This is a genomic window from Micrococcus flavus (genome assembly GCF_014204815.1).
In the GTDB taxonomy this organism is placed as follows: domain Bacteria; phylum Actinomycetota; class Actinomycetes; order Actinomycetales; family Micrococcaceae; genus Micrococcus; species Micrococcus flavus.
Genome location: NZ_JACHMC010000001.1, coordinates 396,592 through 409,488 on the forward strand (window position 1 = coordinate 396,592; position 12,897 = coordinate 409,488).

Sequence of the window (12,897 nt, forward strand, 5' to 3'; positions counted from 1 at the left end):
AGGGGGCGGGGGCGTCGTGGTACCGGGTCAGGAGCCCAGGGTCTCGGTGATGCGCTGCATCACCGTGGGGTCCGCCAGCGTGGTGGCGTCGCCCGGGTCGCGGCCCTCGGCCACGTCCTTGAGCAGGCGGCGCATGATCTTGCCGGAGCGGGTCTTGGGCAGCTCCGGGACCACGAGCACGCGCTTCGGCTTGGCGATCGGGCCGATGTCCTTGCCCACGTGCTGGCGCAGCTCCTCCTGCACGGCCTCGACGTCCTCGCCCGCCGCGGCGGCCTCCTCCGTCAGCAGCACGAACGCGACGACGGCCTCGCCCGTGGTCTCGTCCGCAGCGCCGACCACGGCCGACTCCGCGACCTTCGGGTGCGCCACGAGCGAGGACTCGATCTCCGTGGTGGACAGGCGGTGGCCGGAGACGTTCATGACGTCGTCCACGCGGCCGAGCAGCCAGATGTCCCCGTCCTCGTCGTACCGGGCGCCGTCGCCGGCGAAGTACATGCCGGGGAACCGGTTCCAGTAGGTCTCCTTGAACCGCTCCGGGTTGCCCCAGATGCCGCGCAGCATCGACGGCCACGGCTCGCGGGCCACGAGGAAGCCGGGCGCGGTGCTGCCGGTCATCGGCTCGCCGAGCTCGTCCACCACCTCGAGGGAGACGCCGGGCACCGGCCGCTGGGCCGAGCCGGGCTTGAGCTCGGTGACGCCGGGCAGCGGGGTGAGCATGTGGCCGCCGGTCTCGGTCTGCCACCAGGTGTCCACGATCGGGCAGCGGGAGCCGCCGATGACCTCGTGGAACCAGCGCCAGGCCTCCGGGTTGATGGCCTCGCCCACGGTGCCCAGCACGCGCAGGCTGGAGAGGTCGTAGCCGTCCGGGATCTGCCGACCCCACTTCATGAACGTGCGGATGGCGGTGGGGGCGGTGTAGAGGATCGTCACGCCGTACTTCTGCACGATCTCCCACCAGCGGCCCTGGTGCGGGGAGTCCGGGGTGCCCTCGTAGATCACCTGGGTGGCGCCGTTGACCAGAGGCGCGTAGGCGACGTAGGAGTGGCCGGTGACCCAGCCGACGTCGGCGGTGCACCAGTACACGTCCGTGTCCGGATGGAGGTCGAAGGTGTCGTGGTGCGTGGCGGCGGTCTGCACCAGGTAGCCGCCCGTGGTGTGCAGGATGCCCTTGGGCTTCCCGGTGGTGCCGGAGGTGTAGAGGATGAACAGCGGGTGCTCGGCCTCGTGCCAGACCAGCTCGTGCTCGTCGGACTGGGCGGGGACCGTCTCGTGCCACCAGAGGTCGCGGCCCTCGGTCCACTCGACGTCGGCCTCGTTGCGCTTGACCACCAGCACGTGCTGGACGGTGTGGCCCTCGGCGGCCAGGGCCTGGTCCACGGCGGGCTTGAGCAGGGAGGGCTTGCCGCGGCGGAAGGAGCCGTCCGCCGTGACCACGAGCGTCGCCTCGGCGTCGTCCACGCGGGAGCGCAGCGCGTCCGCGGAGAAGCCGCCGAAGACCACGGAGTGCACCGCGCCGATGCGCGCGCAGGCCAGCATGGTGATGACGGCCTCCGGGATCATCGGCAGGTAGACCGCCACGCGGTCGCCCTTGGTCACGCCGAGGGACTCGAAGGCGTTGGCGGCGCGCCGGACCTCGGCGGCCAGCTCGGCGTAGGTCCACGTGCGGGTGTCGCCGGGCTCGCCCTCGAAGTGCAGGGCCACGCGGTCCCCGTTCCCGGCCTCGACGTGCCGGTCCAGGGCGTTGTAGGCAGCGTTCGTGGTGCCGTCCGGGAACCACTTCGCGAACGGGGCGTCCGACCAGTCCAGGACCTCGGTGAAGTCTTGCTCCCAGTGCAGGTGCTGGCGGGCACGGCGGGCCCAGTACGCGAGGCGGTCCTCGGCGGCCTCCTCATAGAGCCCGGCGCCGGCCACGGCCTGGGCGGCGAACTCCTCGGACGGCGGGTACGTGCGGGTGGTCTCCTCCACGGGGGTCTCCTCTGGATCTCGACGGCGGGGGCGCGCCGCGCGGTGTGATGCACGGCACACGGATGTCCTGCCACACCCTAGGGGACACGGGGGCCGGAGCCGCATCTCTGCGAGACTGTGTGACTCATCACGGCCCCCGGCTCCCTAGGATGGAGCGGCACCGAGGACGGGAGGCGGCCCCATGGCCGAGGACGGCACGACGACCGCGGCGGCGGCGACCCCCACGGGGGAGACCACGCTGGCCCTGACCCGGAGGGCGCGGCGGATCGACCGGGTCCTGGCCGAGGCCTACCCGTACGCCGTGGCGGAGCTGGACTTCGAGACCCCGTTCGAGCTGCTCGTGGCCACGGTGCTCTCGGCGCAGACCACGGACGTCCGGGTGAACGCCGTGACCCCGGCCCTGTTCGCCCGCTTCCCGGACGCGCACGCCATGGCCTCGGCCTCCGAGGTGGAGCTGCAGGAGCTCGTGCGGCCCACCGGGTTCTACAAGAACAAGGCGTCGGCGGTGCTGCGGCTCTCTCAGGAGCTCGTGGCCCGCTTCGGCGGGGAGGTCCCCGGCCGCCTCGAGGACCTCGTCTCCCTGCCGGGCGTGGGGCGCAAGACGGCGTTCGTGGTGCTCGGCAACGCCTTCGGCCGCCCGGGGATCACCGTGGACACGCACGTCGGTCGCCTCGCCCGGCGCCTCGGGTGGACGGAGGAGACGGACCCCGTGAAGGTGGAGCACGCCGTCGCCGCGCTGTTCCCGCCGAAGGACTGGACCATGCTCTCGCATCACCTGATCTTCCACGGCCGCCGCGTGTGCCATGCGCGCCGGCCCGCGTGTGGGGCGTGCCCGATCGCCCGCTGGTGCCCCTCCTACGGCGAGGGCGAGACCGAGCCGGAGGCGGCGCGGGCCCTCCTCTCCTACGAGCTGAAGCCGGGCCGCGAGGAGCTGCTCGCCGCGATGCGGGCCGGGAAGACCCGGCGGCAACTGCGGGCCGAGGGGTGGTCGCTGGAGGCGTGAGGGGCGAGGCGTAAGGCGACGGCACGTGGATCCCTGTTCGCAGGACGGGCGGGTAGCGAGCTGGCTAACCGCCCGTCCTGCGGGGGCTCCGAAGGATGAAAGCCGGGGTTCAGGGCAGCCGAGCGAGCTTCGACTCGGCGGCAATCTTGCTCCTATTGAGCCACCACCAGGTAAGTGAATGCCGGACCTGGAGAGATCCGAGCTCCTGGAGTGAAGGAAGGCCGCGCTCTGCAAGTTCGCGTGCGATGGCTTCCTTTCCGGCTCCGGCGTTCGCCGTGATGACGGCGTGGGCATCCTTCACGGCAGTCGATCCCAAAGGATGTTCGGCAATACGAGCGTCAAGGCTCCGGAGTTTGGCCTCGAGTCGGGGCCGTGCAGAGGTGGCATGGAACATGGGTGGTCACTTTCCACGCAGGCAGGCGAGGGTGGCCCGTCCGCCGGCTGCCCAGAACGCCTCCAGGGTTCCCTTCGTCATGATCTGGGTCATCTGTGGGCCGTTCAGTCCGAGCCCCATGAGGCAGCGGGCGACCACCCAGGGCAGTGCGTCGGTGTGAGCGACGTCGGAATATCCCTTGTCCTTCTCGATCACCGTGGAGGTGAACTCTTCCTCGTCTGCGGACGGGGTGGAGGGGGTGGAGGCGGACGTGCTGATGCTGGTGTGCGAGACATTCGGTGCGCCGACGCGCGCGGGTTCGACAGCCCACGCTGATGTGCCAAGGGAGGTTGCGAGCAGGGTGCCTGCAAGGGAAATGGCGGCGCCTGAACGTGCGATGCGAGTCAGGGGGGAGGTCATCGTGTTCCGTTTCTGTGGATGACATGGACAATCACAGAGTCTATGAGATACATATAGCGAGGGTAAGTTTTACCTACGGCGTCAACTGATTTCTTCGTGATCGCTAGGTTTTGCTACGACGCTCACTGGCGCCGTCATCCAGCAGAGTGTGACACGTCGCACAATCCCTCAAGGGATTTATCGCCTTACGGGTGAGGGGCGCGAGCTACTCGCCCGTCACTGCGAGTGGCAGCGGTGCAAGCGCACTGAGTGGTCCCTTGGGGCTTGAGGCGACGTCCGCCGCTCGGCACACGCTACCGTCGGGCCCATGTGGACCCTCGCCCTGGCCGGGCTGATCACGGGCCTCGCCCTCATCGTGGCGATCGGCGCCCAGAACGCGTTCGTGCTGCGCCAGGGCGTGCGGCGTGAGCACGTGGGGCTCGTCGTCGCGGTGTGCATGCTCTCCGACGCGGTGTTGATCTTCGGCGGCACCGCGGGTGTCGGCGCGGTGGTGGGCGCCGCCCCCTGGCTGCTGGAGGTGCTCCGCTGGGGTGGGGCGCTGTACCTGCTCTGGTTCGCGGTCACCTCGTTCCGCTCCGCGCTGCAGCCCACCGCGCTCACCCTGGAGCAGGCACCGCGCTCGGCCGGGTCGGTGCTCGGCACCACGCTCGCCCTGACCTGGCTGAACCCCCACGTGTACCTGGACACCGTGGTGTTCCTCGGCGGACTGGCCAACCAGCACGGCCCGGACCGCCGGTGGGTGTTCGCAGCCGGCGCCGCCCTGGGCTCCGTCCTCTGGTTCTCCGCGATCGGCTACGGCGCGCGGCTGCTCTCCGGGCCGCTCGGGGACCCGAAGGCGTGGCGGGTGCTGGACCTGGTGATCGGGGTCGTCATGGTGGCGCTCGCCCTCACGCTGATCCTGGGCTGATCCGGGCCCGCGGGCGGCCGCGGGCGTCGGCGTCGGCGTCCAGGCGGCCCCGCTACGGTGGGCCCATGGCCTCCCTCTCCGCCCCCCGGCCCGCCGTCCCGTCCACCGCGTCCGCCCGCGCCGGGCTCGAGGCGCTCCTGGCCGAGCACGGCGTGCCCGCGACGGCGGCCCCCGGCCCCGCCGCCGCGGGGTCCCTGACGCGGATCACCGAGGCCTCCGCCGCCATGTGGGGGCTGGACTGGCCGGTCCCGGCCGAGGCCCGCCCCTCCGCGGTGCTGATCCTGTTCGGCGCCCTCGACGACGTCCCCGCGGCCCGCTCCTGCCGGGGGGTCCACCCGGCCGTGGACGTGCTTCTGACCCAGCGGGCGGCCACCCTGCGCCAGCACGCCGGGCAGGTGGCGTTCCCCGGCGGCCGCGTGGACCCGGAGGACGGGGACGTGGTGGCCACGGCCCTGCGCGAGGCGCGCGAGGAGACGGGACTGGACCCGGCCGGCGTCGACGTGCTGGGCGTGCTGCCGCCCGTGCCGGTGAGCGTGTCCGGGCACGTGGTGCATCCGGTGGTCGGCTGGTGGCGGCGGGCCAGCGAGGTGGGCGTGGTGGACCACGGGGAGGCGGCCGCCGTCTTCCGCATGCCCGTGGCGGACCTCGTCGCTCCCGTGAACCGGGTGCGGGTGGCCCGGCCCGGGGGCCGGCGCGGCATCACCCCGGGGTTCCTGGTGGAAGACCGTCTGGTGTGGGGGTTCACGGCCGCCCTGCTGGACCGCGTGCTGCACCTGCTCGGCTGGGACGAGCCCTGGGACGAGGCCCGGGTGGTGGACGCCGCGACCCGCCTGCCCCTGCGGCGCGGCGGGGCGGGAGGGCCCGGGCCCGCGGCCTGAGCCGCCTCTCTCTCGGCCACGACTCCTGCACAGCCGCCGCCGGGGCGGGCCCGGTCCCCGGCGCGGGACCCCGGTGGTGCGGCACCGACCGGGGCGGGGTGGACTGGCGGGGCCCGACCCCGATCCCGCCGAGGAGGCCCCGTGCGCGCCTGGGTGCCCGCCGACCCGTCCCTGCCCCCCGCCCGGCCCCGACGCCGGCCACGACCGGCGGGGCCGCCCCGTGGACCCGCCGCCGCGCCGGTGCCGTCCGGGGCCGCCGCGCAACCGCCGTCGGTCCCCGGCGCGGAGGCCCCGCATCCCCGCCAGGGCCCGCCCGGCGCCCTGCGTCGCCTCCTCCGCCGGCCCGCACCCGATCCGGGTGGACCGGTGGACCTCGACCCGGAGGAGCGCCTGGCCCGTGTGCGGCGGGCCGCCGCCGAACGGCTCGCCCGTGCCCCGCTCGGGGCGGAGCCCTCCGTCCTGGACGCGGTGCGCGGGGTCCTCGCCCTCCCCGACCCCGGCGTCGCGCCCGAGGCCGCGGCGGAGCCCCTGACGGCCGGAGGGGCCGGCGTCGTGGCCCGGCGCGCCGCGGCGGTCACGGAGGAGCTGACCGGCTTCGGCCCCCTCGCGCCGTGGGTGCGCAGGGAGGGGGTCACCGACGTGCTCGTGGACGCGGACGGCCACGTGTGGACGGACGGCACGGAGGGGTTGGTGCGCCGGTCTCTCACGCTGCGGCCGGGGGACGCGGAGGCCCTCGCCGTCCGCCTCATCACCCAGGCCGGACGCCGCCTCGATCCGGCCGTCCCCCTGGCCGACGCCCGCCTGTACGGGGTGCGCGTCCACGCCGCGCTGCCCCCGGTCAGCAGCGGGGGCGCCGTCCTAAGCCTGCGCGTGCCCGCACCCGCGCCGCCGTCGCTGGAGCGGCTGGCCCGCGGCTGGCCCGACGGCCCCCGGTGGGGTGCGGTGCTGGACGAGCTCGTGGGCGGCCACGCCACCGTGCTGGTCAGCGGGACCACGGGCTCAGGCAAGACCACGCTGCTGTCCGCAGCGCTGTCGGCCGCGGCCCCGGACGAGCGGATCGTGCTCGTAGAGGACACCCGGGAGGCCACGCCCGCGCACCCGCACGTCATCCCGCTGCAGACCCGCGCCCCCAACCCGGACGGGGCCGGCGAGGTGACCCTCGCGGAGCTCATCCGGCAGGCCCTGCGCATGCGGCCTGACCGCCTGGTGGTGGGCGAGTGCCGCGGCGCGGAGGTGGCGGACCTGCTCACCGCCCTCAACACCGGCCACCAGGGCGCGTGGGGCACGCTGCACGCCAACGCCGCCGACGACGTCCCCGCCCGCCTGACCGCGATGGGCGCTCTGGCGGGGTGGTCGCCCGCGGCCGTGGCCGCCCAGACCCGGGCCGGGGTGGACGCCGTGCTGCATGTCGTGCGGGACGGCCGAGGGAGGCACCCTGCGGCGCTCGCGGTCCCGGACCGGCCCGACGACCCGGCCGCCCCGCTGCGCATGCTCCCCGCCCTGACCTGGACCGCTGAGGAGGGCACGCGGGACGGACCCGGCCTGGCCCTGCTCCGGGCCCGGCTGGCCGGCCGTGGACCGGCGACACCGCCCGGGGCGGGCGGATGAGTCGGGCACGGCGGCTGCTCACGGCGCTGCGGGGCCGCGCCGGACGCGAGGCCCGCGCCGAAGCCCGGCTCGAGGAGGCCGCCGAGGCCCTGCGCCGGTGGGCGGCGCTGCTGCGGGCCGGGCTGGCCGCGGACGCGGCCTGGGAGGAGGTCGCCCGGGGCGCCCCGCCGTGTGAGGATCCCGCCAAGCGGTGCTGCCCGCATCACGAGGCGCGACGCCGCGCCGTCCACGCCCGGTGGGCGCTGCCGCCCGACCCGGAGGGCGCTGCCATCACCGAGCGGGGTGACGGCGACGACGCCGACCCCTGGGCCCTCGCCGACGCCGCCCTGGCCGCCGCGCGGCGGGCCGGGGCCGCCCCGTCCGCGGTGGCCGTGCGCCTGGCCGACGCGCTCGAGGCCGGGCTGGACGCTGCGCGGGCGCGCCGGTCCGCCGCGGCCGGACCCCGGGCCACCGCCCGGCTGCTCTCCTGGCTGCCCGTGGGCGGCCTCGGCCTGGCCTGGCTGCTGGGCATGGGTCCCGTGGAGCTGCTGGCCACCCCGCTCGGGTGGATGCTCCTGGCGCTCGGCGGCGCGCTCACGGCGGCCGGCCGCGCCTGGACGCGACTGGCCGTGCGCCGCGCCGCCGGAGACGAGTCCGAGGCGGACCCCGCCGTCGTGCTGGACGTGGCGGCGGCCCTGCTGGGGGCGGGGCGCTCCCTGCCGGCGGCGCTCGACGACGTCGCCGTGTGCCTGCCCGGCGCGCAGGGCCTGCGCGTGGTCACCACGCTGCTGCGCTGGGGCGCGGACTGGGACGAGGCGTGGGAGCCGGTCGCGGACCGGCCCTCCTGGCGCACCCTGGGCGAGCGGCTGCGCCCCCTGCACCGCACCGGCATGGCCGGGCAGGGGACGCTCGCGGCCGCCGCAGCAGGTCTGCGGCAGGCGGGGCGACGCGCGGACGAGCGCGCCGCGGAGGAGCTGGCGGTGCGGCTCGTGGTGCCGCTCGGGCTGTGCCAGCTCCCGGCCTTCGTGTGCTGGGGCGTGGCACCCATGGCCCTCGCGCTGCTCGGCGGCGGCTGACCTCACCGGCTACCGACCGAGGGGGCGGGGGCGGTCCGCTCCTGCACAGGGTGCCGGAACCCGGGGCGTCGTCCACGGCCGCACACCCCGCTCACCCGCCGGGCGCTCCGGCCGCCCAGTCTGGGATCAGCGGCCCACCCGGGACGCAGCCATCACACCGAGGCACGGCCACCGAGCCGGCCCCACACCCAGGAGGAATCCCATGACCCCGATCTCCACCGCCCTGCAGCAGACCCTCACCACCACCCTCGGCGCCGAGCGCGCCGCCGCCCTGACCGGGGCCGCCGCGGACGAGACCGGCGCGCAGACCGCCGAGTACGGCATCCTCACGCTCGCCGCGGTCGGCTTCGCCGGCGTGCTCGCCGTGGTCCTCACCAGCTCCGAGGTGCAGGGCCTGCTGGTGGACCTCGTCTCCCAGGCGCTGACCCGTGACTGAGGACCGCTCCACCCTCCGCCGGTCCGTCCGCCCCCGTGGCGGACGGACCGGCGGCGGCCGTCCCGGCTCCCGGACCCGGTGCGAGGGCCGACCGGGCGGGCGGCGGCTCCTCGCCGGCGACCGCGGCGCGCTCACGGCCGAGTACGCCGTGCTCCTGCCGGCGGCCGTCCTGATGCTCGTGGCGGTGCTGCTGGCCGGCGCCGGCGCCGTGCAGCAGGTCCGCAACCAGGACGCCGCCGCCTCCGCCGCGCGGGTGCTCGCCCGGGGGGACGGGGAGGCCGCCGCCCGGTCCGCCGCCGCCCGCATGGCCGGGGACGGCGCGGACGTGCACCTGGCGATGGGCGACGGCTGGGCCACGGTGACCGTCACCCACGCCGGCCCGGGGTTCCTGGCCGGGGCGCTGCTGAGCGCCGAGGCCTCCGCCCCGCTGCAGCCGCCGCCCTTCCCGGTGCGCTCATGAGTGCCCCCGGCGAGGTCGCCACCACCGGGCCCCGGCCGCCGTGGCGGGACGACACCGGCTCCGGATCCGTCACGGTGCTGGGCACGGTGCTCCTGGCCGCGGGCCTGCTCGCCGCCGTCCTGGCGGTGGGGGAGGCCGCCGTCGTCTCCGCCCGGGCCTCCGGCGCCGCGGACCTGGCCGCGCTCGCGGCCTCGGACGCCCGCCGTGGGCTGTCCGACCACGACCCCTGCGGGATCGCCGAGGACACGGCCGAGCGCAACGGGGCCGTCGTCACCGAGTGCACGGCCCGTCAGGACGGGTCGATGCGCGTGGCCGTGGAGGTGCGTCAGGGCCCGGTGCCGCTGCCGCCGGGGGAGGCGGTCGCCGTCGCCGGCGCCCCGCACCCGGGCACTGGGCCGGGGTGATCAGCGGTGGCCCGCCCTGTCGGCCCCGGTCACGTCCGGGACGCCGACTGGGACCTCGGCGAGGCTGTCGAACCGCTCGGTCAGGAAGTGCAGCACAGTGAGGGCCCCGGCCTTGTCCAGCGGGCTGTTGCGGTTGCCGCACTTGGGCGACTGCACGCAGGAGGGGCAGCCGTCCTCGCACTCGCACGCGGCGATCGCCCCGGCGGTGGCCTCCACCCAGCGGCGGGCCTGCGCGAAGCCGCGCTCGGCGAACCCGGCCCCGCCGGGGCGGCCGTCGTACACGAACACCGCGGGGGAGCCGGTGTCCGGGTGCAGGACCATGGACACCCCGCCGATGTCCCAGCGGTCGTTGGAGGCCACGAGCGGCATCATGCCGATCATGGCGTGCTCGGCAGCGTGCAGGGCGCCGGGCAGCCGGTCCATGGTCAGCCCCGCGGCCACCAGCTCGTCCGAGGAGGCCTGGAACCACACGCCGGAGGTGAACAGGTCCCGGGCCGGCAGGTCGAGGGGCTCCTCGCCCAGCACCTCCCCGGACAGCAGCGCCTTGCGCTGGAAGGAGATCACCTGGGTGCGCACCTGCAGGTCCCCGAGACACCAGCGCAGCGAGGATCCGGCCGCGTCGAGCCGGCGGTGCACGGCCACGATCTCCACCTCCGTGACGTCCCGGGCCTGCGTGGTGAAGTCCGGCCAGGCCCGGCGCACCAGCACCGCGTGCCCGTCCTCGTCCAGCTCCTCCACCAGGAACGTGCGGTCCTGGTGGACGTACACGGCCCCCGGGTGGGCCTGGTAATGCGTCTGCGGGGAGTCCATGGTGCCCAGCAGAGCGCCGGACTCCACGTCCACGATGTCCATGGGCCCGCCACCGTCGTCCCGCAGGGACACCAGGGCGGCGGCATGCTCGGCGTGCGTCCAGAACCACCCGGCCGGACGGCGGCGCAGCAGCCCCTGCTCCACGAGCACGTCCAGCAGCGCGCGCACCCGCGCCGGATCCCCGAACCACGCGAGCGCATCCGGGGTCAGCGGCAGCTCCGCGGCGGCCGCGCACAGCTGCGGGCCCAGCAGGTGCGGGTTGGCCGGATCCAGCACGGTGTCCTCCACGCCGAGGTCGAACACGGCCTCCGGGTGGTCCACCACGAACGTGTCCAGCGGGTCGTCCGAGGCCACGAAGAACGCCAGGGCGTCCTGTCCGCCGCGCCCGGCGCGTCCGATCTGCTGGAAGAACGACGCGCGGGTCCCCGGCCAGCCCGCCACCACCACGGCGTCGAGCCCGGCGATGTCGATCCCCATCTCGAGCGCCGGCGTCGAGGCCATCCCCAGCAGCCGTCCCGAGCGCAGCGCCTCCTCGAGGGCGCGCCGCTCCTCCGGCAGGTACCCGGAGCGGTAGGCGGCGATCCGCGTTCCGAGGCCGGCCTCCACCTCCTCGAGCTGGCGCTTGGCGGTGCTCGCGATCACCTCGGCGCCGCGACGGGACGTGATGAACGCGAGCGTGCGCACCTGCTGCAGGGCGAGGTCGGTCACCAGGTCGGCGGCGGCGGCCGTGGCGGAGCGCCGCACGGGCGCGCCGTTCTCCCCGCGCCGGTCGGTCAGCTCCGGCTCCCAGAACGCCACGTGGACGGCCCCGTGCGGGGAGGCGTCGTCGGTGACGGCCACGGCCGGCGCTCCGATCAGCGTGGCGAAGTGCTCCGCCGGCGCGGCCGAGGTGGCCGAGGCCCCGAGGAACACCGCCGCGGGGCGCTCGCCCCGGTAGTGGGCGGCCACCCGGCGCAGGCGCCGCAGCAGGATGCCCACCTGGGACCCGAACACGCCGCGGTAGGTGTGGGACTCGTCGACCACCACGTAGGCCAGGTGGCGCAGGAACGTCGCCCAGCGCTCGTGGTGGGGCAGGATCCCGACGTGCAGCATGTCCGGGTTCGTCATCAGGACGTTCGCGTGCTCCCGGGCCCAGATGCGGTCCTGGGGGGCCGTGTCGCCGTCGTACGGGGCGGCCCGCAGCCAGGGGGCGCCGTCCCGCTCGAGGGCGCGCCACGAGGCCAGCTGGTCCGCGGCGAGGGCCTTGGTGGGCGCCAGGTACAGGGCGGTGGCGCGGGGGTCGTCCGCCAGGGTGGTCCCCACGGCCAGCTGGTAGCCCAGCGACTTCCCGGAGGCGGTGCCCGTGGCGAGCACCGTGTGCCGCCCGGCCAGCGCCGACGCCGCCCCCGCTACCTGGTGCTCCCACGGCGCCTCGACGCCGCGCGCCGCGAAGGCGCACACGAGCCCCTCGGGCGTCCCCTCCGGCCAGGCCGCGGTGCGCGCCTGCCGGGCGGGCAGCGTGGTGACATGCCGGACCTGCTCCGGCAACGACCGGCGGCCCAGCGCCGCCGCGAGCGCCCCGCGCGCCTCCGGGGAGGCCGCGGCGAGGTGTGCGGGCGGCGCCCAGGGGCCGGCGTCGTGCCAGGGCGTGTCCCCCGCGGGGGCGACCTCCGGCCCTTCGCCCCACGGGTCGCCGTCGGGCCAGGGGACGCCGTCGTCGGGGGAGGGGGTCACCGCCCCATCGTGCCGGTGTGCTCCGCCTCCGCGGCCTCGTCGTCCTCGGCGCGGGTCCAGATGCTGACGGGGCCCAGGTCGGTCCAGCCGAGATGGCCGTAGAGCTTCTGCCCGTCCGGGGAGGCCACGAGGAGGCCGTGCTCGAGGTCCGCGTCGGCGCTGAGGGCCTCGCTGGTCAGGTACCGCATGAGGAGGCTGCCGAGGCCGCGGCGGCGGTAGTGCGGAGAGGTCCAGATGCGGTCGTAGACGGCGGTGTCGCCCTCGAAGGTGACCCAGCCGAGGCCGGCGAGCTGCTCCTCGCCGTCGGGGGCGGCGGACGCGTCCCCGGTCGCGTAGAGCCGCAGGCGCCGCGCGCCCTCCACCGGCTCGTCCACGCGGGCCTCGTAGCCCTCCGGCAGGAGCGGCAGCTCGACGTCCTGGACCTCGGGGTCCAGGGCCACGGTCATGAACCGCTCCGGTTCGGCGGCGTTGTGAAGGCCCGCCGCGGTCAGGTCCTCGGAGGTCTCGCCGAACACCGTGATCAGGCGGTCCGGCTGCTCCTCCAGGGAGCGCAGGGCCGGGGCGAGGGCGGCGGCGTCGGGCTCGACCAGGATGTGCTCCCACGTCATCGGGATGTCGAGCGTCGCCCGGCCGGAGCCGCCCGGGATGCGCCGGGCCGGCCGCTTCTGGCGCAGCGCCGAGCGCAGGCCGTCCTCGGTGCGGGTCTCGTAGCCGCGGGAGCGGGACCACGCGGCGAACCACGTGCCCACCAGGGTGTCGTCGATGCTCTGCGTCATGCCGTCGAGCGTACTTCCCCGCGGGGTCGCCGGTCACGGTCTGCCCGTGGGCCGCGTCACATTCGGAGCCGTGCGCGGCCGACTAGGCT

13 protein-coding genes are annotated in these 12,897 nt (G+C 75.7%); 8 read left to right on the top strand and 5 right to left on the bottom strand.

Annotated elements, in window-relative coordinates:
• Window positions 1-27: 27 nt before the first annotated feature.
• Window positions 28-2,070 (bottom strand): acetate--CoA ligase, encoded by a 2,043-nt coding sequence (gene acs, locus BJ976_RS01915; protein WP_376698696.1) that lies wholly within the window; start codon window positions 2,068-2,070, stop codon window positions 28-30.
• A gap of 76 nt (window positions 2,071-2,146) precedes the next feature.
• On the opposite strand from acs, the gene nth reads away from it, so the two are divergent.
• A complete protein-coding gene (gene nth / locus BJ976_RS01920; protein ID WP_135029774.1) occupies window positions 2,147-2,968 on the top strand; it encodes an endonuclease III in 822 nt (273 codons plus the stop codon).
• A 109-nt stretch (window positions 2,969-3,077) separates the two neighbouring features.
• Here nth and BJ976_RS01925 read toward each other — a convergent pair whose 3' ends face one another.
• Both BJ976_RS01925 and BJ976_RS01930 read right to left on the bottom strand, forming a co-directional pair.
• On the bottom strand, window positions 3,078-3,269 hold the full coding sequence (locus BJ976_RS01925; protein WP_239286768.1) for a hypothetical protein: 192 nt from the start codon (window positions 3,267-3,269) through the stop codon (window positions 3,078-3,080).
• A 99-nt stretch (window positions 3,270-3,368) separates the two neighbouring features.
• Window positions 3,369-3,761, bottom strand: a complete 393-nt coding sequence (locus BJ976_RS01930; RefSeq protein ID WP_135029770.1) for a hypothetical protein — start codon at window positions 3,759-3,761, stop codon at window positions 3,369-3,371.
• Window positions 3,762-4,068: 307 nt separating this feature from the next.
• Between BJ976_RS01930 and BJ976_RS01935 the strand changes: the two genes are divergently transcribed.
• The 7 genes from BJ976_RS01935 (at window position 4,069) to BJ976_RS01965 (ending at window position 9,509) form a co-directional block, all read left to right on the top strand.
• Window positions 4,069-4,668: a LysE/ArgO family amino acid transporter gene (locus tag BJ976_RS01935; RefSeq protein WP_135029769.1), complete on the top strand. Its 600-nt coding sequence runs from the start codon at window positions 4,069-4,071 to the stop codon at window positions 4,666-4,668.
• 65 nt (window positions 4,669-4,733) lie between these two features.
• Window positions 4,734-5,546: an NUDIX hydrolase gene (locus tag BJ976_RS01940; RefSeq protein WP_376698697.1), complete on the top strand. Its 813-nt coding sequence runs from the start codon at window positions 4,734-4,736 to the stop codon at window positions 5,544-5,546.
• A 366-nt stretch (window positions 5,547-5,912) separates the two neighbouring features.
• Entirely contained in the window at window positions 5,913-7,154 is a 1,242-nt protein-coding gene (locus BJ976_RS01945) for a TadA family conjugal transfer-associated ATPase (RefSeq protein WP_229667288.1), read from the top strand.
• Window positions 7,151-8,209, top strand: coding sequence for a secretion system protein F (locus BJ976_RS01950; protein ID WP_229667290.1), 1,059 nt, complete (start codon window positions 7,151-7,153; stop codon window positions 8,207-8,209). Before BJ976_RS01945 ends, BJ976_RS01950 begins: the two co-directional genes overlap by 4 nt.
• 202 nt (window positions 8,210-8,411) lie before the next feature.
• The gene (locus BJ976_RS01955; RefSeq protein ID WP_135029765.1) at window positions 8,412-8,645 is read left to right on the top strand and encodes a DUF4244 domain-containing protein; all 234 of its coding nucleotides are present in this window, start codon (window positions 8,412-8,414) and stop codon (window positions 8,643-8,645) included.
• Entirely contained in the window at window positions 8,638-9,105 is a 468-nt protein-coding gene (locus tag BJ976_RS01960; RefSeq protein WP_135029763.1) for a TadE family type IV pilus minor pilin, read from the top strand. Before BJ976_RS01955 ends, BJ976_RS01960 begins: the two co-directional genes overlap by 8 nt.
• On the top strand, window positions 9,102-9,509 hold the full coding sequence (locus BJ976_RS01965) for an Rv3654c family TadE-like protein (RefSeq protein ID WP_135029761.1): 408 nt from the start codon (window positions 9,102-9,104) through the stop codon (window positions 9,507-9,509). The genes BJ976_RS01960 and BJ976_RS01965 overlap by 4 nt, the downstream gene beginning before the upstream one ends.
• On the opposite strand, the gene BJ976_RS01970 is transcribed toward BJ976_RS01965, so the two are convergent.
• Both BJ976_RS01970 and BJ976_RS01975 read right to left on the bottom strand, forming a co-directional pair.
• On the bottom strand, window positions 9,510-11,861 hold the full coding sequence (locus BJ976_RS01970; protein WP_135029931.1) for a DNA 3'-5' helicase SftH: 2,352 nt from the start codon (window positions 11,859-11,861) through the stop codon (window positions 9,510-9,512).
• Between the two features lie 167 nt (window positions 11,862-12,028).
• On the bottom strand, window positions 12,029-12,808 hold the full coding sequence (locus BJ976_RS01975) for a GNAT family N-acetyltransferase (RefSeq protein ID WP_135029759.1): 780 nt from the start codon (window positions 12,806-12,808) through the stop codon (window positions 12,029-12,031).
• Window positions 12,809-12,897: the final 89 nt, after the last annotated feature.

What these genes read in the sequence shown, in the direction of transcription:
- BJ976_RS01975 (WP_135029759.1), bottom strand. Translation starts at nt 12,808, where the DNA reads ATGACGCAGAGCATCGACGACACCCTGGTGGGCACGTGGTTCGCCGCG.
- BJ976_RS01965 (WP_135029761.1), top strand. Translation starts at nt 9,102, where the DNA reads ATGAGTGCCCCCGGCGAGGTCGCCACCACCGGGCCCCGGCCGCCGTGG.
- BJ976_RS01955 (WP_135029765.1), top strand. Translation starts at nt 8,412, where the DNA reads ATGACCCCGATCTCCACCGCCCTGCAGCAGACCCTCACCACCACCCTC.
- nth (WP_135029774.1), top strand. Translation starts at nt 2,147, where the DNA reads ATGGCCGAGGACGGCACGACGACCGCGGCGGCGGCGACCCCCACGGGG.
- BJ976_RS01940 (WP_376698697.1), top strand. Translation starts at nt 4,734, where the DNA reads ATGGCCTCCCTCTCCGCCCCCCGGCCCGCCGTCCCGTCCACCGCGTCC.
- BJ976_RS01930 (WP_135029770.1), bottom strand. Translation starts at nt 3,761, where the DNA reads ATGACCTCCCCCCTGACTCGCATCGCACGTTCAGGCGCCGCCATTTCC.
- acs (WP_376698696.1), bottom strand. Translation starts at nt 2,070, where the DNA reads ATGCGGCTCCGGCCCCCGTGTCCCCTAGGGTGTGGCAGGACATCCGTG.
- BJ976_RS01950 (WP_229667290.1), top strand. Translation starts at nt 7,151, where the DNA reads ATGAGTCGGGCACGGCGGCTGCTCACGGCGCTGCGGGGCCGCGCCGGA.
- BJ976_RS01935 (WP_135029769.1), top strand. Translation starts at nt 4,069, where the DNA reads ATGTGGACCCTCGCCCTGGCCGGGCTGATCACGGGCCTCGCCCTCATC.